This is a genomic window from Phormidesmis sp. 146-12, from assembly GCF_052939495.1.
In genome coordinates, this window is the sequence record NZ_JBJPHS010000001.1 from 266,596 (window position 1) to 282,766 (window position 16,171).

At 48.5% G+C, this 16,171-nt stretch carries 18 protein-coding genes; 13 read left to right on the top strand and 5 right to left on the bottom strand.

The features are described from left to right. Positions 1–140: 140 nt before the first annotated feature. Positions 141–1,166, bottom strand: a complete 1,026-nt coding sequence (locus tag ACKFKF_RS01135) for a class I SAM-dependent methyltransferase (RefSeq protein WP_446865992.1) — start codon at positions 1,164–1,166, stop codon at positions 141–143. Between the two features lie 326 nt (positions 1,167–1,492). On the opposite strand from ACKFKF_RS01135, the gene mutL reads away from it, so the two are divergent. The 4 genes from mutL (at position 1,493) to ACKFKF_RS01155 (ending at position 4,879) form a co-directional block, all read left to right on the top strand. Next, positions 1,493–3,172, top strand: a complete 1,680-nt coding sequence (mutL, locus tag ACKFKF_RS01140; RefSeq protein ID WP_446865993.1) for a DNA mismatch repair endonuclease MutL — start codon at positions 1,493–1,495, stop codon at positions 3,170–3,172. 146 nt (positions 3,173–3,318) lie between these two features. Continuing rightward, complete coding sequence (locus ACKFKF_RS01145; RefSeq protein ID WP_446865994.1) at positions 3,319–3,888, top strand: SH3 domain-containing protein; 570 nt, start codon at positions 3,319–3,321, stop codon at positions 3,886–3,888. A gap of 326 nt (positions 3,889–4,214) precedes the next feature. Continuing rightward, the gene (gene clpS / locus ACKFKF_RS01150) at positions 4,215–4,553 is read left to right on the top strand and encodes an ATP-dependent Clp protease adapter ClpS (protein ID WP_446857389.1); all 339 of its coding nucleotides are present in this window, start codon (positions 4,215–4,217) and stop codon (positions 4,551–4,553) included. Positions 4,554–4,588: 35 nt separating this feature from the next. Next, positions 4,589–4,879, top strand: coding sequence for a DUF2103 domain-containing protein (locus ACKFKF_RS01155; protein ID WP_446857390.1), 291 nt, complete (start codon positions 4,589–4,591; stop codon positions 4,877–4,879). 243 nt (positions 4,880–5,122) lie between these two features. On the opposite strand, the gene ACKFKF_RS01160 is transcribed toward ACKFKF_RS01155, so the two are convergent. Then, positions 5,123–5,446: a hypothetical protein gene (locus tag ACKFKF_RS01160; RefSeq protein WP_446857391.1), complete on the bottom strand. Its 324-nt coding sequence runs from the start codon at positions 5,444–5,446 to the stop codon at positions 5,123–5,125. A gap of 84 nt (positions 5,447–5,530) precedes the next feature. Here ACKFKF_RS01160 and ACKFKF_RS01165 point away from each other — a divergent pair, with 84 nt between their 5' ends. Continuing rightward, positions 5,531–6,499 carry a histone deacetylase family protein gene (locus ACKFKF_RS01165; protein WP_446865995.1) on the top strand — a complete coding sequence of 323 codons (969 nt, stop codon included), beginning with the start codon at positions 5,531–5,533 and terminating at the stop codon, positions 6,497–6,499. Positions 6,500–6,669: 170 nt separating this feature from the next. Here the strand turns inward: ACKFKF_RS01165 and ACKFKF_RS01170 are convergent, their stop codons facing one another. Continuing rightward, on the bottom strand, positions 6,670–7,380 hold the full coding sequence (locus tag ACKFKF_RS01170) for a response regulator transcription factor (RefSeq protein WP_446857393.1): 711 nt from the start codon (positions 7,378–7,380) through the stop codon (positions 6,670–6,672). A gap of 340 nt (positions 7,381–7,720) precedes the next feature. Between ACKFKF_RS01170 and ACKFKF_RS01175 the strand changes: the two genes are divergently transcribed. The 5 genes from ACKFKF_RS01175 (at position 7,721) to ACKFKF_RS01195 (ending at position 12,496) form a co-directional block, all read left to right on the top strand. After that, entirely contained in the window at positions 7,721–8,365 is a 645-nt protein-coding gene (locus ACKFKF_RS01175; protein WP_446865996.1) for a CPP1-like family protein, read from the top strand. Between the two features lie 78 nt (positions 8,366–8,443). Continuing rightward, positions 8,444–9,055 carry a DUF4129 domain-containing protein gene (locus ACKFKF_RS01180; protein WP_446865997.1) on the top strand — a complete coding sequence of 204 codons (612 nt, stop codon included), beginning with the start codon at positions 8,444–8,446 and terminating at the stop codon, positions 9,053–9,055. After that, complete coding sequence (locus ACKFKF_RS01185) at positions 9,052–10,137, top strand: DUF4350 domain-containing protein (RefSeq protein ID WP_446865998.1); 1,086 nt, start codon at positions 9,052–9,054, stop codon at positions 10,135–10,137. Before ACKFKF_RS01180 ends, ACKFKF_RS01185 begins: the two co-directional genes overlap by 4 nt. Positions 10,138–10,164: 27 nt before the next feature. Further along, positions 10,165–11,115, top strand: a complete 951-nt coding sequence (locus ACKFKF_RS01190; protein WP_446865999.1) for an AAA family ATPase — start codon at positions 10,165–10,167, stop codon at positions 11,113–11,115. A gap of 70 nt (positions 11,116–11,185) precedes the next feature. Further along, a complete protein-coding gene (locus ACKFKF_RS01195) occupies positions 11,186–12,496 on the top strand; it encodes a DUF58 domain-containing protein (RefSeq protein ID WP_446866000.1) in 1,311 nt (436 codons plus the stop codon). Here the strand turns inward: ACKFKF_RS01195 and ACKFKF_RS01200 are convergent. Both ACKFKF_RS01200 and ACKFKF_RS01205 read right to left on the bottom strand, forming a co-directional pair. Next, entirely contained in the window at positions 12,487–13,095 is a 609-nt protein-coding gene (locus ACKFKF_RS01200) for a Uma2 family endonuclease (protein ID WP_446866001.1), read from the bottom strand. The genes ACKFKF_RS01195 and ACKFKF_RS01200 overlap by 10 nt on opposite strands. 19 nt (positions 13,096–13,114) lie before the next feature. Further along, entirely contained in the window at positions 13,115–14,116 is a 1,002-nt protein-coding gene (locus ACKFKF_RS01205; protein WP_446866002.1) for a stage II sporulation protein M, read from the bottom strand. Between the two features lie 338 nt (positions 14,117–14,454). Here ACKFKF_RS01205 and ACKFKF_RS01210 point away from each other — a divergent pair, with 338 nt between their 5' ends. From ACKFKF_RS01210 to ACKFKF_RS01220, 3 genes are read left to right on the top strand one after another with little or no spacing between them, the layout of a single operon-like run. Next, positions 14,455–15,102: a hypothetical protein gene (locus tag ACKFKF_RS01210; RefSeq protein ID WP_446866003.1), complete on the top strand. Its 648-nt coding sequence runs from the start codon at positions 14,455–14,457 to the stop codon at positions 15,100–15,102. Between the two features lie 7 nt (positions 15,103–15,109). Next, entirely contained in the window at positions 15,110–15,886 is a 777-nt protein-coding gene (locus tag ACKFKF_RS01215; protein WP_446866004.1) for an RDD family protein, read from the top strand. 52 nt (positions 15,887–15,938) lie between these two features. Continuing rightward, positions 15,939–16,160: an LOG family protein gene (locus ACKFKF_RS01220; protein ID WP_446866005.1), complete on the top strand. Its 222-nt coding sequence runs from the start codon at positions 15,939–15,941 to the stop codon at positions 16,158–16,160. Positions 16,161–16,171: the final 11 nt, after the last annotated feature.

Sequence of the window (16,171 nt, forward strand, 5' to 3'; positions counted from 1 at the left end):
GTTTACGGCGTTTGCCCTCCAAAGTGCCAATTGGGGGAAACTTTCAGACAAGACTTTTGGTTCAAAGTCCCTCACTCGTGGGGGATTTAGCTTGCTCTCCTGAATTAACAACCGCAGCGAAGGATTTTATAGAATTCACTTTAACCCAAAACCCCTGCGCTGTAAGCGTTGTAGCTGTAGGCTAACGTTCCTTTGAGTGCATGAGAAGGCTTGAGGCTGCGGTTGATTGAATGGGCAAATGGCACCGAAAATCGACCCAACTCTTCGGGCAATAGAGCATAGTGGGTGTTGGGTTCGACGATGAATCCTGGGCATTTCGATCGCACATTTACACTGTGCAGCAGCCTTTCAATTTCGGTAGCAGAATGCTGATTTAAGTAGATAGAATTTGCGCCAAAAGGCACGATTGTTCTGGATAAGTTTCTGAGCCAGTGAGCCGGACAGTTTTGATTGTGAAACGAATTATTCAAAATAAAAGCGCCGCCTGGTTTGAGAACGCGAGTCACTTCTAACATCAGCTTTTTGACCTTCTCTTTTTCAATATGCATCAACACAGCATTTGAGAGAATCAAGTCCACAGAATTGTCTTCAAGAGGCAAAGTTTCGGCTGAGTCGCAAATAATATTAAACTCGGCTGACGGATAGAAATCATAGACTTCCTTAAAGCGCAACAAGCGTCTCAGCAAGGATTCAGAAATGTCAATGCCGTAGTAGCGATCGCAGGTCAAATTCTTTTCTTTAGAAAGATTGATCGAGGCTCTCCCATAGCCACAACCAATCTCAAGAATAGTTTCAAAGTGTTGATTGTTAGCAAATCGATTCCAAAGACCGCCAATCTTTCCAGTGATTTCTTGATAGTGACTTGCCTTGAGAATATCTTCATTTGCATCCTCAATTTTCTGAGAACCGTAATAAGTTTTTCCAACTTTATCCCACAGTTGCTTTTGGGAAGTTGCTTTTAGTTGTTGATAGTTTTTAGGGAAAAAGATTCCGTTTTGCAACTGAAACTGTTCGAGTAGACGGGGGTTGGTTGAGACGGTCATGTTAGCTCCAAGATTTGACAAATTGACGGTGGGTAGAATGACCTGACAATCTTGAAAGGCACTCAGTAGCCTAAAAATTCTGGCGTTGCTGATTGGAGGGATGAATCCGCGGGAAGTGCCCATCTTTTCGCCTCCTAAATCCCCCAAAATTGAGGTTGAACCTTGGGTTTCCTTCCGCTTTGGGACAATTCATCCCCTGATTCAGCAACGCCAAAATTCTGAGTCACATCGCAAATTCACTGAATTACAAGTGAGTGTGTTAGCACTATCTAAACGCTATTACTCGTAATAATACTGACTGATTCTTCTCCGTCAGGATTATTTAGCGAACTCCACATTATTTATGTCAAACAACTTGCGTTTGAGAGGTTGCCCACCGATCTAGCCCTACGCAGCGTGATTTTGCAGCCCGATCGTCGCCTCCTGCAATCACCCGATAAACTAGAAGTATGGGGTCTTGTATTCAACCATTACCAACCGAAGTCATTCATCTCATTGCGGCTGGCGAAGTCATTGATTCTCTGGCGGCCGTAGTGCGAGAACTGGTAGAGAACGCGATCGATGCCGCTGCCACTCGCATTACCATTTCAGTTTGGGGCGATCAGGGGCGCATTCAGGTCGCAGACAACGGCGCAGGCATGGACTTGCCAGAATTACAGCAGGCCGCCTTGCCCCATACGACTAGCAAGATTCACGATCGCCACGACCTCTGGAAGATTCGCAGTTTAGGCTTTCGGGGTGAGGCGCTTCACAGTTTGGCGCAGCTTTCAGACTTAGAAATTCTCAGCCGTCCCATCCACTCAACTCAGGGTTGGAAAATTCTCTACAACACTCAGGGAGAAGTCGCCCAGGTCGAAACTGCCGCGATCGCGCCCGGTACAATCGTCACCGTCAACAATTTGTTTGGCAACTGGCCCGCCCGCCGCGAAGGATTGCCTCCGATCGCTCAACAACTCCGCGCCATCCAGTCCATCATTCAGCAAATCGCCTTGAGCCATCCCCAGGTCACCTGGCAGGTTCAGCAAAACGATCGAGAATGGTTCAATCTCTGGTCAGGTAAAACTGCTCGGCAAATTCTTCCTCAAATTTTGCGAAGCGTTCAGAATACTGATTTGCGAGAAATCAACCTCCAAGTTCCTCCGGAAGGAGTCAGCCAAGAAAGCTCAAACCTGCAAATCCTCCTCGGACTGCCCGATCGCTGTCATCGTCATCGTCCAGATTGGGTCAGAGTGGCGATCAATGGGCGATCGATTCAGATGCCTGACTTAGAGCAGACTATTTTCAACGCATTTCGACGCACCTTGCCCCGCGATCGTCACCCCGTTTGTCTGCTGCATTTACAAGTGCCCCCCGAACAAATTGACTGGAATCGTCACCCCGCCAAAGCCGAAATCTATTTGCATCATTTGGAATTTTGGCAGACAAAAGTTAGTGAAGCGATCGATCAAGCTCTCCGGCTCAATCCCGAATCCGTTGGCGAAGCGCTCTACAGCGATCGCGTCGGCAAACTGCTCAAAACCGCCGAATCTGGAGGCGGCTACACCGTTGATCGAGAAATCCAGCCTGACTCCTCACCCCTCACCCCTCACTCCTCACTGACCGCGATCGCTCAGGTTCACAATCGCTATATTCTCGCCGAACACCCCGCTGGCCTGTGGCTCGTCGAACAACACATTGCCCATGAGCGCGTTTTGTACGAACAGGTCTGCGATCGCTGGCAGCTAGTCCCTTTAGAACCCGCCATTATTCTCCATCACCTGTCTACTCATCAGTTAGAACAGTTCGATCGTCTAAACCTCACCGTCGAACCGTTTGGCGACCAGCTTTGGGCGATTCGTACCGCACCCGCACTTTTGGCGCAGCGAGAAGATTGCCCAGCAGCCCTGCTAGAACTGAGCTTGGGCGGAGATCTGCAAACGGCACAAGTCGCCACCGCCTGTCGCAGCGCAATTCGCAATGGCACCCCACTGACGCTGACCGAGATGCAAACCCTACTCGACCAGTGGCAACAAACCCGCAACCCTCGAACCTGTCCCCACGGCCGTCCCATCTTCTTGTCTTTAGAAGAAACGGCCCTTGCTCGATTCTTTCGTCGGCATTGGGTGATCGGCAAGAGTCATGGGATCTGAAATGACCCCAGCCAGTACATTACAGAAAATTTTCAGTTGCTTAATTTTGGTAATGTGTGTAGAACTTGCATGTCATAATTCCATGCAGGAACAAGTGCAGAAATTTGCGTCTTGTGCGAGTTTTACTCAGTGAGGAGTGTAATTAAATGATCAACCTTCAGAACAATCGTTGGAATCAAGCGATCGTAAGTGTAACCATTATGGCGATCGCCACCAGCAGCCTGCCTGCCGCCGCTCAAACTCCTGCCTCCCTGGTCGGACAGTGCCGTGCAGCCAAACAATCTACCGCAATTTTTAGTCAGCGATCGTCCACCAGCGCCGTAGTCACCGCATTACCCGCCGAGCAGCGCGTTACCCTTTCTGAGAACGGTGGAACCGATGGATTTATTGGCGTAAGTGCCCCCAGCAAAGGATTTGTGCAGACGGTTAACCTAAAACTCTGTGCCAACAATCCCGCGCCTACGCCTCCTGCTAAAGGGCTGTGCCGTCGGGTCACTCAAACCCAAGGCCTCGTCGTTCGTCAAGGGCCGAATACGACTTCTAGTGTTGTCGGGGGTGTTGATTTTAATAGTCAAGTTTTCTTGACCACCACGCCTGCAACCTCTAAGGTTTCTCCCGATGGTCGGATCTGGGTGCAAATTGCCAAACCTCTGAGTGGATGGGTCTCCAACGGCTTCCAAAATACACCCGGAACCAATCTGGTATTTTGCCAATAACGATCGTGTTCAACAGTCATCTAAGGCTTGTGAATTTAATAAAACCGAATATTACGTAGATAACGATTTTATTGAATTCACGACCCTTGGTGGAGCGCAAACTGATGTAATTGCGGCGATCGCCCACGCTTAATCTCCCCAGTGGATTAGGAAAGATCGACTCGTGAGTGTTCTCCTAAAAATGTTGGGTTGCGATCGACGGCATCTCGAAAAGCCCAGGTCGTCGGATCTGGGTTTAATTCTGGGATGAATTGTCACACTTCCGTTCTTTGGCGGTAGTCTAGAATTTATGACAGAAATTCTCTAAAGTTTTGGGTAATTGCCTTATGACTAAGACTCTTTTGAAAGCTTCTAAGGCTGTAATCTTTCAGGGAATCATCGCTGCGGTGGCTGCCCCCGAAAAGACGAGCCAAACAGTTCGCAAAACGAGTCCCAACTATAAGGTGATTGTTTTGAACGATGACTTTAATACATTTGAGCATGTGTCTCAGTGCTTACTCAAATATATTCCGGGGATGACGGGCGATCGAGCCTGGAACCTCACCAATCAAATTCATTTCGATGGGCAAGCCATTGTTTGGACGGGGCCGCTAGAGCAGGCAGAGCTTTATCACATGCAGCTAGGCATGGAAGGGCTGACAATGGCGCCCCTAGAAGCGGCATAGGTGATTAATAAACTGATAGGAGTCAACCGTTTGATATGAAAAACTCTGGTGGACGGTTGGTTCTAAATCACTCCACACATGTTCCTGGGTTGATTGCTCTGCTCGAAAAGCTGACTCACTATCCTGGCATTCAGACCATTACGCCCGGCGTGATTGCGTCTGTGCGATCGCATTCTCCACACTTTAAACTCAAAATATCGGTGCCGATTCGCGGCGGTTACAAAGCGATCGCTCGTCACGGAAAAACTGCACAAGAAGTGTTTGTGTTGACGACTTTAGAACAGGCAGATTTAGAAGCCGCGATCGCTCAAATCATGTCAAAGTAGCAACCAGACGGAGCGACAAAGCTGGTTGACTGACAAAACTCCTGAAACCCTCGATTTTTCGTAGGTTGGTGTTAAGCAACGCGAAACCCAACAGCAGCCTTTCTATCGTTGCTAACGTTGGGTTTCACCAGGTTCAGCTCAACCTACCTGAAAAGATTTGTCAGTCAATCAGGCGACAAAGAGTGAATGAGAGAAGATCACGGGGGCAAGCTTGCTGTCGCGATCTTCTGCTCTCCGTAAAAATTAAGGCTCTGTCTGCTTCTGTCTAATTGACATCCGATGCAGAGGCAGACTCAACGCGCTGGAGAATGTTAGTAGATAAGAAAAGACAGCGGTAAACTTTAGGCTTAAGGCGGCAATCTCCCAGTCAGGTGACACCATTCTTTGGGCCCCGACTGCCATGCAATGCACCACCCAATAGCCAAAACTCAACGCAAACAGCGTATGGTCAGCAGCGTCCAGCTCCTCACCTGGCTTGGAGTTAACGTGATGTAAAACGTAAAGACCAATAACTGCTGCAAAAAAAGAAATCAGACTTAAATATGTTTGCCAAACCGAATGCGCCATGACCGTTACATCAAGAATTTACATTGGAGATCAGTCTAAAGGATTAGAGATCGGCAACCTAGAAATTCTTACAAACAGCAATACTTGACCAGAGTAATTTACAAAACTCAAAACGCCTTTCAGACAAATGCTTCAATGGATTTGCCAATAATCTACCATCCGCAATACGTTGCGCCGTTACCGCCGGATCATCGCTTTCCCATGATGAAGTTTAAGAAACTTTACGAGATGCTGCTGTTGGAGAGCGTAGCGATCGCGCCTCAATTCCATTTTCCCCAGCGGTCTCCTCAAGCGTCGATTGAGTTTGTCCATGACTCCGATTATGTTAATGCCTACTGCAACGGCACCCTTGATCCCAAGGCCCAGCGCCGCATCGGGTTGCCGTGGAGTCCTGAATTAGTGAATCGAACTTGTGTCGCGATCGGGGGCACGATTCTCACCGCGCAACTGGCGCTCAAACAAGGATTAGCCTGTAATACGGCTGGCGGAACGCACCACGCCTTTCCTGCGTATGGCTCAGGGTTTTGCATCTTTAACGATCTGGCGATCGCCGCTCGCTATGTCCAAAAACACAAGCTGGCTCAAAAGATTCTCATCGTCGATTTAGATGTTCATCAGGGCGACGGGACGGCGTTTATCTTCCAAAACGATCCCAGTGTGTTCACGTTTTCGATGCACTGCGGCGTTAACTTTCCGGGCACCAAACAGCAGAGTGACCTGGATGTTCCACTCCCAGAAGGCATGGAAGACGACGACTATTTACAAACCCTGTCAAATTATTTGCCAGACCTATTATCAGAAGTGAAACCCGATCTGGTGCTGTATGATGCTGGCGTTGATCCACACTTGGGCGATCGTCTGGGCAAACTCTCGCTCACCGATACCGGACTCTTTCGCCGCGAAATGCAAGTTTTGATCACCTGCGTCTCATTGGGCGTTCCGATCGCTTGTGTGATTGGCGGCGGTTATGCAGAGGATCTGGACGCTCTGGTGTATCGGCACTCTCTATTGCATAGGGCCGCCAGCGACGTTTATCGGCAATATCGGTTGTAGCAATACGTAAATTCGATGAAATTCCTCGCTTCGCGCTATCAGTCTTGTTTGAAAGTCTCCCAGAATTGGGGAGCAGAAGCGCTGAACAACAAAGCGAACGAACTTGATGGATTCAGCTAAATGGATTCAGCTAAAAAAAAGCGGAGCAACCTTCATCACTCCGCGATCGCTTATCGTTTTTCTTCGGTTGCGGGAGGCGACTCAAACTTGTAGCCAACGCCACGTACCGTTTGAATCAAAGCTGGCTGGCTCGTATCGATTTCGATCTTTTTGCGGATCTGACCAATATGGACATCTACCACCCGCTGATCGCCCACATACTCATAATCCCAAACTTCTTGAATCAACTCTGCCCGTCGCCACACCCGACCCGGATGGCTGGCTAGAAAGTGCAGCAGATCAAACTCTAGCGCCGTCAAAGGCACCATATCTTCGTTAAGCTTGACCTCTCGCCGGACGGGATCAATCACCAACTTGTCAAAACTCAGGCATTGCTGCTCGGCGGTTGTCACGACTCGCTGACGTTTTAAGATCGCCCCAACTCGAACGCCCAACTCTCCTAAGCTAAAAGGCTTTGTGATGTAATCATCCGCACCCTGGCTAAATCCGCGAATTCTATCTGCCTCATCTGTCCGACTGGTGAGCATTAATACAAACACTCCGGTACGGCTCTGCATTTCTTGACAGAGATTGTAGCCATTGGCATCTGGCAAATTCACATCCAAAATTACTAAATCAGGATTGAACTGTTCAAACGTTGTCATAGCCGTTTTACCGTCTTCGGCAGACTCCATCTGGTAGTTTTGCTTCGTGAGAAAACGATGGATCAAATTCCGGATTGCCGAGTCATCATCTACTACGAGAATCTTGGCTGGAGCCATGACCATAACCTTGCGTTGAAAGTGTAGGGGTGGAAACTAGGTGTGATGTGCAGAGCTAGTTGAGAAGCTGTCTATTTCTGTAATACACAGGATATATTTGCCATCAGCATTAGTATGCCTCAGCTTTTGTCTAGAATATCCTCAGATACCGTGGTTTCCGCAAAAAAGCTTGTGGGAGAGGCGGACGATAGACGGTAGACTGGAGACGAGCAGGGAATTCGTTTTTAGCCGAGCAGCCCGAAATGATCGAGGTCTGACGTTCTTAGTCTAAAGTCCAAAGTCTAGTTGTGAACCTGTGTTGAGCTAAGTTACCCTGAATGAGAAGGTGGAGTAACGGCTGATGAGCGATCGAAATCCCTACGAAAAACTCGGTGTCCAAGAAGGTGCGACCTTTGAGGAGATTCAGAGTGCCAAAAAGCGTCTGTTGACAGAGTTTGCTGACGATCAAAAAAAACTAACCGAGATCGAAACGGCCTATGATGCTGTCCTGATGGAGCGCCTCAAAATGCGCCAGGAAGGGAAAATTCCGGTGCCTGATCGCATTCGCTTTCCAGAAAAGCTAGCCCAATCAAAGCCCAGTCCGGCCCCGTCTCCGTCTAAAAGTTCTCCTCAGTGGTTGAGCAATCTGCTGGACGTGCCCGCTGCCAAAGAGATTGCTTTACCTGCGGTGATTCAGCTTGCTCTGGGGGGTGTCGTGTTTTTCTATCCGCAAGATTCTACGTTGCAGTTAGCAATGGCGGTGAGTGTGGCTTCTACGCTGTACTTTATCTATCGTAAAGAGCGCAAACTGGGGCGATCGGTCTTGCTCGGTCTGGGCGGATTGATTCTGGGATTTTTGATTGGTGGCTTGCTCGATGGAGCGCTGCGATCTGCTTCAGCAGATATCTCTTTGAGATCGCAAATTCCAGGGTTGCCGATGCCAGATGTGGTGGTGAGTTTGGTTACATTCTTCATTTTGTGGATATTCAGTAGCTTCTTGAAGTAAGCGAATATAATGTGGGATCTAAGCAAGAGGCGTGATTTATTGCGTCCGATCGCTCTCACGTCTGGATGAGATTCCTGCATGTCTGCTGCTTTTGAGAAAAATAGTTTTGACTGGCAAGTCCAGCAGATTTTCCGGCGCGCCGGGGAATGGGTTGAGCGAGTGTTTGTAGCTCCCAATCTGCCCAATCTACCCAATGCGCCCCAATGGTGGTTTCCAGAGAATCTGCTGGAAACGGCTTTTTGGACGATCGTGATCTTTGCCTCAATTTGGTTAGGCTGGCGGATTTGGCGATTGTTCACTTATCTCAACGTTCTAAATCCTGACAAGGCTCGCTGGCTCAACCGACCCGCTAAAGGGGATGAGGAGCGCGATCGTACCGTTGCCGCTTGGATGCGTCAGATGCAAGAATTTCAGCGTCAGGGCAATTATTCGGAAGCGTGTCGTGCCTTATACATGGCGATGCTACAGCGCTTAAACGATACGAAGCTGTTGCCGCATCAGTCTAGCCGCACCGATGGAGAGTATTTACAGGTCGTCCAGCAGTTGCCGCAAGCACAGTCTTATCAAACTCTGATTAGCACTCATGAGCAACTGTGTTTTGGTCAGGCTACTATTTCGTCTGAAGAGTTTTCGACCTGTCAGCGAGCCTATCAAGAGATTGAGCAAGGCAGCGAGGGGCAGATCAGATGAAGCGGATCGATCGACGGCTCTTGTTTGCTGGATTTGTGCTGGTGGCGATCGTATTGCTTACCCTATTTGCGGCTCCGAGAGGTCGCCAGGTCGGTGGCTCTACGTTTAGTCGCGCTCCCGATGGGTATGGGGCCTGGTACGCCTACATGCAGCAGCAGGAAACGCCGATTAAACAGTGGAAGCGTCCTTTTGCGGAGTTTGGGAAACAGGCTGGTTTAGACAAGGCTCCGGTGACGCTTGTGACGATCGACCCTGGAATGGATCGGGCATCGCTGGCAGAAAGCAATCTAGAGTGGGTGCGTCGAGGCAACACCCTGGTTATTTTAGGGAAATTTACGCCTGCGACAGAAGCGCCTTTTAGCACGACTCAGACAGGTGGTGTCAAAATCGAAACTTCTCGCCGGGAAAAGTTGGAGCGGGGTGAAGCGCAGTTGTTGGGCGATCGCTATGGAGCTATTGTCTGGCAAAGCGCGATCGGTAAAGGACGGGTTATTCTCGTCAATACGCCTTACTTGGGTGCCAATGCTTATCAAGACCAGCCGAATCTTGCATTTCTAGCCAAACTGGTCAAACAAAACAGCAAGACGATTTGGGTTGATGAATACATCCACGGCTACCAAGAAAGCGAAGTTGTAGCTCAAAAGAAAGGAAACTGGCTGACGTATTTGACCCAAACGCCTCTGTTGCCAGTGTTGGTGCAAGCGATCGTGCTGCTTTTGGTCTACATCTGGGCAAACAATCATCGCCTGGGTCAACCTCTGCCCTTGACCAATACCAAAACTGACAATAGTGAAGCTTATATTCAGGCACTTGCGGGCGTTTTGCATCAAGCAGGTCGCAGTGAATTTGTGGTGGATGCGATCGGCAAAGCAGAACAAATTCAAATTCAGCAAGCTTTGGGTCTCGGCTCAACGCCCTTAGACCACGAAACGCTGATTAACCTCTGGGTCACGCAAACCGGCCGCCCCGCCACCGACCTCCAACCAGTCCTTCAACCCCTCTCCAAAAAACAACGCCTCAGCGAACAAGACCTGACCACCTGGATCAAAAATATCCAAACCGTCCACCAACACCTCCCCTAGCTAGCTCCTCCCTCCTCCCTACCTCCTATGTCCGACCTCTACGCCACAGTTAATCGTCTCCGCCAAGCCCTCGATAAAGTCGTTGTGGGTCAAGGCGCGATCGTTCAACAGCTTCTCGTCGCGCTACTTTCGGGGGGGCATGTGATTTTGGAGGGCGTTCCGGGAACGGGGAAAACGCTGCTCGTTAAAGTCATGGCTCAGTTGGTGCAGGCTGATTTTCGGCGGATTCAGCTAACGCCCGACATTCTACCCTCTGACATTTTGGGGACGAATATTTTTGACTTAAATACGCGCAGTTTCACGCTCAAGAAAGGGCCGATTTTTACGCAAATTCTATTAGCCGACGAGATTAATCGCACCCCGCCCAAAACTCAGGCCGCCTTACTCGAAGCGATGGAAGAACAGCAGGTGACATTAGATGGTGAAAGTTTGGCGCTGTCTGAGTTGTTTTGGGTGATTGCTACACAAAATTCTCTAGAGTTTGAGGGCACTTATCCCTTGCCAGAGGCGCAACTCGATCGCTTTCTCTTTAAGCTGTTTGTCTCATACCCAGATGCCGCCGCCGAGAAGCGCATGTTGCTCAACAGTGAGGCAGGATTTCAGGCAAAGCGATCGGACTTAGAGAAGCTGAATGCGTTGGCAACCGTAGCGCACATTGTCCAAGCGCGAAAATTGGTGAAAGCGATTTCGGTTCAGGAGTCAGTTTTGGATTATCTGTTAGCTGTTGTCCAAAAAACTCGTCAGCATCCCGATCTAGTGTTGGGCGCGTCGCCACGATCGGCGGTCAGTTGGCTACAAGCAAGTAAGGCCCAGGCGTGGCTTTCTGGACGCGATTTTGTCACTCCAGACGACATCAAAACCATTGCTCCTCCCTTGTTACGGCATCGTCTAATCCTCCGTCCCGAAGCTCAATTAGACGGCGTAGGAGTTGATGCAGTGATCCAATCTGTCTTGAGCCAGGTTCCCGTTCCTAGATAGCGAAACTAGCAAATCTCGGCTGAAACGCAGAATCAACTTCATCCCTTATCCCTCCTCCCTCCTCCCTCCCATGATTCCTTCTCGTCGCACCTATGGGCTACTGCTGTTGGGAATGGCGATCGCGGTTCTCATTTCCCTAATTTGGGCTGAAAATCGTCTAAACGCATCCCTTCTAACTCTTTTGATTTGGGATGGAATTGTGTTGGGATTGGCGATCGTCGATAGTCGTCGAGTCGAAAAAGTCAGGGTAGAGCGATCGTCGTTGTCACGGTTGTCGATCGGTCGAGATAACCTGGTGAGTCTGTCGGTCGAAGCTGGGAAGCAACCTGCTGAAATTCAAATTCATGATGCGTATCCCTTAGATTTTGGCGTGTCGGTCATGCCGCTGGCGGCAAAGTTACCGAGCAATAGTCGTCAAGAATTGATTTATACGGTGCATCCTACCAGTCGCGGGGAACATCAATGGCGGGGGATTCAGGTGAGGCAGTTGAGTCCGTGGGGGTTGGCGTGGCGAGATTGGAAGATTCCTCAAAATCAGACTGTGGCGGTGTATCCCGATTTGATTGGACTGCGATCGCTCTCGATTCGGTTGACTTTGCAGTCTTCTGGAGCGATGAAACGGGCAAAACGATTGGGCATCGGCACCGAGTTTTCAGAACTGCGAGAATATGGCGTGGGTGACGATCTCCGCTTCATTGACTGGAAGGCGACCGCTCGACGAGGCCAGCCTTTGGTGCGCGTGTTGGAGCCAGAACAAGAACAAACGCTGATTATATTGCTCGATCGCGGTCGCTTGATGACGGCTAACGTGAAGGGACTTTCTCGCTTTGACTGGGGGCTAAATGCGACGCTCTCTCTGGCTTTGGCGGGTTTGAATCGAGGCGATCGCGTGGGAGTGGGCGTGTTCGATCGTCAGATTCACACCTGGATTCCACCAGAACGCGGTCAGTCTCATTTGACGCATTTAATTGAGCGATTAACACCTATTCAGCCTGAGATTTTGGAACCCGATTATTTGGGAGCAGTGACAACGCTGGTTAATCAACAGTCTCGTCGCGCTCTGGTGGTGCTAATTACTGACATTGTAGACACCACCGCTTCGGCAGAATTGTTAGCGGCAATGGGTCGATTAACGCCTCGTTATTTGCCGTTTTGTGTGACGCTTCGAGATCCGCAAGTTGACCTTCAAGCTCATACGATTACTGAAAATATTCAGTCTACTTATGCGCGGGCAGTGGCGTTAGATTTGTTGGTTCAGCGTCAAGTTGCGTTTGCAGAATTAAAGCAAAAAGGGGTGTTGGTTTTGGATGCGCCCGCCAATCAAATTACAGAACAACTCGTCGATCGCTATCTACAACTCAAAGCTAAAAATCAACTTTGAAAACTCGATTCGGTTTCTCCAACCGCATCAAAATCGACTTCATCGTAAAGATCTTTGATAGCAATCTGAAACTCAAAAGAAGTGAAGGATAGAACAAAATTCGGATCTTCATATTCAGAGAGTAGCCATTGATTTGCGTTAGTTTTTGAATAATGCTCGACGTGAATACTGTATTGGTCAATCAGCAAATATTCTTGAAAGCTGGGAATTGTCCGATAGGCAGAAAACTTCTCGCCATGATCATAATCTCTGGTTGATTTAGAGAGAACTTCTGCAATAGCGATCGGGTTAACGATCGTATCTTTTCTTCCTTCTTGTAACTGAAATTCTCGCGGCGTAATCATTACATCAGGATAAGTATAAGTTCTCTTTTGAGGTATCCAAAGACGCTGATCAGTGACAAAAGCTCTGAACGTTTGGCGTTTCAGGGCAAAGTTGAGATGAGCGTAGAGATTGCCAGTAATTTGATTGTGTGTAGGAGTACCTCCTGTCATGGTAATTATTTCACCATTAATGTATTCGTTACGAATTTCAGAGGAAATTTCGAGTTCTAAATATTCTTGGGGGGTGTAGTAGTAGCGGCGTTCTGTGGCTTGCATGACAATCACTTTCGATACTTTAGGTTTTGGGATAATTCAGAAGTTCGGTACTTTGTTGATTCGTTGAATGCTTTAGGTTGAAATAACTGATTAGCAACACAAACAAGACGATTCCGGTGATGTATTTGAGAAGATCAGGAATCGCAGGATTGGGAGAAAAGAAGCCTTCGATCGCTCCCGCAATCACCAGCATGGGCACCAGTCCACAAACCAACTGAGCCGCTTGTAATCCATAAAACTTTAGTGCATCGGCTCGACGAAACTTTCCCGGTAATAAGATTCCTCGTGCAATCAATAATCCGGCTCCTCCGGCTAAAAAGATTGCGGGAAGTTCTAAAGATCCGTGGGGAAATACAAATGCCCAAAATGGAAAAGCTAAATCGTTTTGACTCACCAAAGTGCCGATCGTTCCGATCATCAACCCGTTAAAAAATAGCAGCAAAACGGTGATGATTCCTAACGTCATACCGCCTGCGATCGCTCTAAACGAAACCATAATATTGTTGATCATGATTTGACTCGAAGCGGTCGGTTCCGTTCCCAAAATCGAACCCATCCACAGCTTGCGATCGTCGCGCACCATTCGCAGCATTTCATCGGGCACAAAGAGCGACATAAAAGCCGAATCACGCCACGCAAACCACCAGCCAATCAAGCCACCTAAGATGAATAAAGCGGTGGCGATCGCAATACAAACCCAGGTTTCTTGCACCACAGCCGGGAAGCCCCAGCGATAAAAGTCGAGAATTGCCTTCCACTCTTGACGGCGTGACCCCTGATAAATTTGACTGTAGCCACGAGAGGCTAACTGCTGTAAATCATGAACCAACGTATTCCCAACTACGGCTTGATTGGTTCTGGCGCGGGCCAAATCAGCCGAAACCGATCGATATAAGCTAGCCAACTGTTTGATCTCATTGGTCTGGAGCGATCGCAATCCTCGCTTTTCGACTCGTGTGAGCAGCGCATCCAACAATTTCCAATTTGGTTCTCGTCGTGCAATCCAACGTTTGACATTCATTTTGAACAATCTTAAATTTTCCGGAAACTAACTGTTAGGTCGCTTAAGATAGCGTCAACTCTATCGTTGTTAGACTTTAGACCGCAAACTTTGAAGCACCTCAGCCTCTAGTAAGGGCTTAGACAGTTTCAAGTCTATTGCCACACCTCATTCGCCTCCTCAATCAATAACCCAATCTTATGTCAAACGTCAGTCCCGCTAGTCCCCTCGGCCCGCTTAGTGTCGGTAACGTTGTCAGCACTGGAATCCGAATTTATCGCTCCCATTTCAAACAGTACCTTATTCTTTCTTTGATCACCTACCTGTGGATTTTTGTTCCAGTTTTTGGATGGGCCAAGATGGCTGCCATTTCTGGCTTAATTTCGAGACACGCCTACGCAGAATTAATCAACCAGCCAGAAAGCATCAGAGACGCTCGACGCTTTACCAATAGCCGAATCTGGCGTTTCTTTGTAGCATCAATTTTACTAGGCTTGATTTTTATTGGCTTGTATATTGGAATCGTGATCGTTCTCGCTCTTGTGTTTGGTCTAAGTACTTTGTTGGGCCCGATCGGTATTTTATTCGGTATCGTTGGCACCATTGCTGCGTTAATTGTTTTGATCCGAATCTATTCTCGATGGTTTGTTTATGATGTGGCGATCGCCGTTGAAGAAAATATTGATGCAACGACTTCTCTTAGCCGCAGTTGGGACTTAACTGAAGGGGCTGTAGGTCGCATTCAGTGGGTTGTGTTCGTCGCATTTCTGGTTAGCTTGGTGGTACAAATTCCGACGCAGGTTTTGAGTACAGTTTTACAGATCTTTATCCCCAGCGATCCAAGTTCGGTGCCCGTGCTAGCGGTGTTTGTAGGTCTGGCGGTTCTTGTGGTTCTAATTGTCAGTTCTGCGCTGGTGATGCCCTTTTGGCAGGTGATCAAAGCCGTAATTTATTATGATCTTCGCGCTCGTCGTGAAGGGTTAGGATTGCAGTTACGCGATCGTTAAACAATTTATGCGTTTCTTCAATCAAGTCAAAGTTCAAACACCCGAAAGTGTCGAGTTAGAGTTTACGCTGGCAGGAATTGGCAATCGGACGCTGGCACTATTAATCGACTACATCGTCTGGAGTGCTGTCCTGCTGGCGTTTGCGCTCATATGGATGATCGTTTATTGGCAGTTGTCCGACTACATCAATTCTAGGAATCTGAACCTGTGGATGCAGGCGATCGGAATGCTGGTCGGCTTCAGCCTTTACATTGGCTATTTTGTATTTTTTGAGACACTGTGGCGCGGACAAACGATCGGAAAGCGCTTCGCCAAAATCCGCGTGATTCGAGATGATGGGCAACCTGCGGGTTTGTCTCAGGCGATTCTCAGAGCGTTGCTACGACCAATTGATGATGTCTTGTTTGTCGGCGTTTTGTTCATTATCCTGGGTAAGCGAGAAAAGCGAGTGGGGGATTGGGCAGCGGGAACGATCGTCGTTCAAAATGAGCGCCCTGTCGTCTCTGCAACGTTTCAGCTATCCACAGATGCACAATCTCTGGCGAATGAATTGTTAAATACGGCTGAGATTGGAAAGTTATTACCCGATGATTTTGCTGTGATTCGGGAGTATTTGCAGCGCAGAACGCTAATGGAATCAAAAGCGCGATCGGACTTGAGTATACAGTTGGCTCGTCAAGCTAGACAGCTAATCGGAATGCAAGAATTACCCTTTCAAATGACTGCCGATCTATTTTTAGAAGCCGTTTATCTCGCTTACCAACAGCAATCTAATCAGTTTTAATACCATCAAAATTTGTGATAGCCTTCTACGAAACGCTAGAGGAAAGCTGATCGTGAAGGCTATTTGTGTATTTTGTGTCTCCAGCATGGGGGCGAATCCCGCCTATCAACTTGCTGCACAACAACTGGGTGAAACTTTAGCAACAAAAGGTTTAACGCTCGTGTATGGCGGCGGAAACGTTGGGCTGATGGGCGTTGTAGCAGATGCAACTCTGGCAGCGGTTGACCCATTTATCAGAGAGATGGGTCTAAAACCCCGTCCTCCGCTTCGCTAAAGGACGGCTTT

Bases quoted from the DNA above. Each gene is read 5' to 3' on its own strand.
- ACKFKF_RS01190 (WP_446865999.1), top strand. From the start codon at position 10,165: ATGTCCGACCTCTACGCCACAGTTAATCGTCTCCGCCAAGCCCTCGAT.
- ACKFKF_RS01155 (WP_446857390.1), top strand. From the start codon at position 4,589: ATGAAAAACTCTGGTGGACGGTTGGTTCTAAATCACTCCACACATGTT.
- ACKFKF_RS01175 (WP_446865996.1), top strand. From the start codon at position 7,721: ATGAGCGATCGAAATCCCTACGAAAAACTCGGTGTCCAAGAAGGTGCG.
- ACKFKF_RS01180 (WP_446865997.1), top strand. From the start codon at position 8,444: ATGTCTGCTGCTTTTGAGAAAAATAGTTTTGACTGGCAAGTCCAGCAG.
- ACKFKF_RS01215 (WP_446866004.1), top strand. From the start codon at position 15,110: ATGCGTTTCTTCAATCAAGTCAAAGTTCAAACACCCGAAAGTGTCGAG.
- clpS (WP_446857389.1), top strand. From the start codon at position 4,215: ATGACTAAGACTCTTTTGAAAGCTTCTAAGGCTGTAATCTTTCAGGGA.
- ACKFKF_RS01185 (WP_446865998.1), top strand. From the start codon at position 9,052: ATGAAGCGGATCGATCGACGGCTCTTGTTTGCTGGATTTGTGCTGGTG.
- ACKFKF_RS01170 (WP_446857393.1), bottom strand. From the start codon at position 7,380: ATGGCTCCAGCCAAGATTCTCGTAGTAGATGATGACTCGGCAATCCGG.
- mutL (WP_446865993.1), top strand. From the start codon at position 1,493: ATGGGGTCTTGTATTCAACCATTACCAACCGAAGTCATTCATCTCATT.
- ACKFKF_RS01200 (WP_446866001.1), bottom strand. From the start codon at position 13,095: ATGCAAGCCACAGAACGCCGCTACTACTACACCCCCCAAGAATATTTA.
- ACKFKF_RS01160 (WP_446857391.1), bottom strand. From the start codon at position 5,446: ATGGCGCATTCGGTTTGGCAAACATATTTAAGTCTGATTTCTTTTTTT.
- ACKFKF_RS01210 (WP_446866003.1), top strand. From the start codon at position 14,455: ATGGCTGCCATTTCTGGCTTAATTTCGAGACACGCCTACGCAGAATTA.
- ACKFKF_RS01135 (WP_446865992.1), bottom strand. From the start codon at position 1,166: ATGGGCACTTCCCGCGGATTCATCCCTCCAATCAGCAACGCCAGAATT.
- ACKFKF_RS01145 (WP_446865994.1), top strand. From the start codon at position 3,319: ATGATCAACCTTCAGAACAATCGTTGGAATCAAGCGATCGTAAGTGTA.
- ACKFKF_RS01205 (WP_446866002.1), bottom strand. From the start codon at position 14,116: ATGAATGTCAAACGTTGGATTGCACGACGAGAACCAAATTGGAAATTG.
- ACKFKF_RS01195 (WP_446866000.1), top strand. From the start codon at position 11,186: ATGATTCCTTCTCGTCGCACCTATGGGCTACTGCTGTTGGGAATGGCG.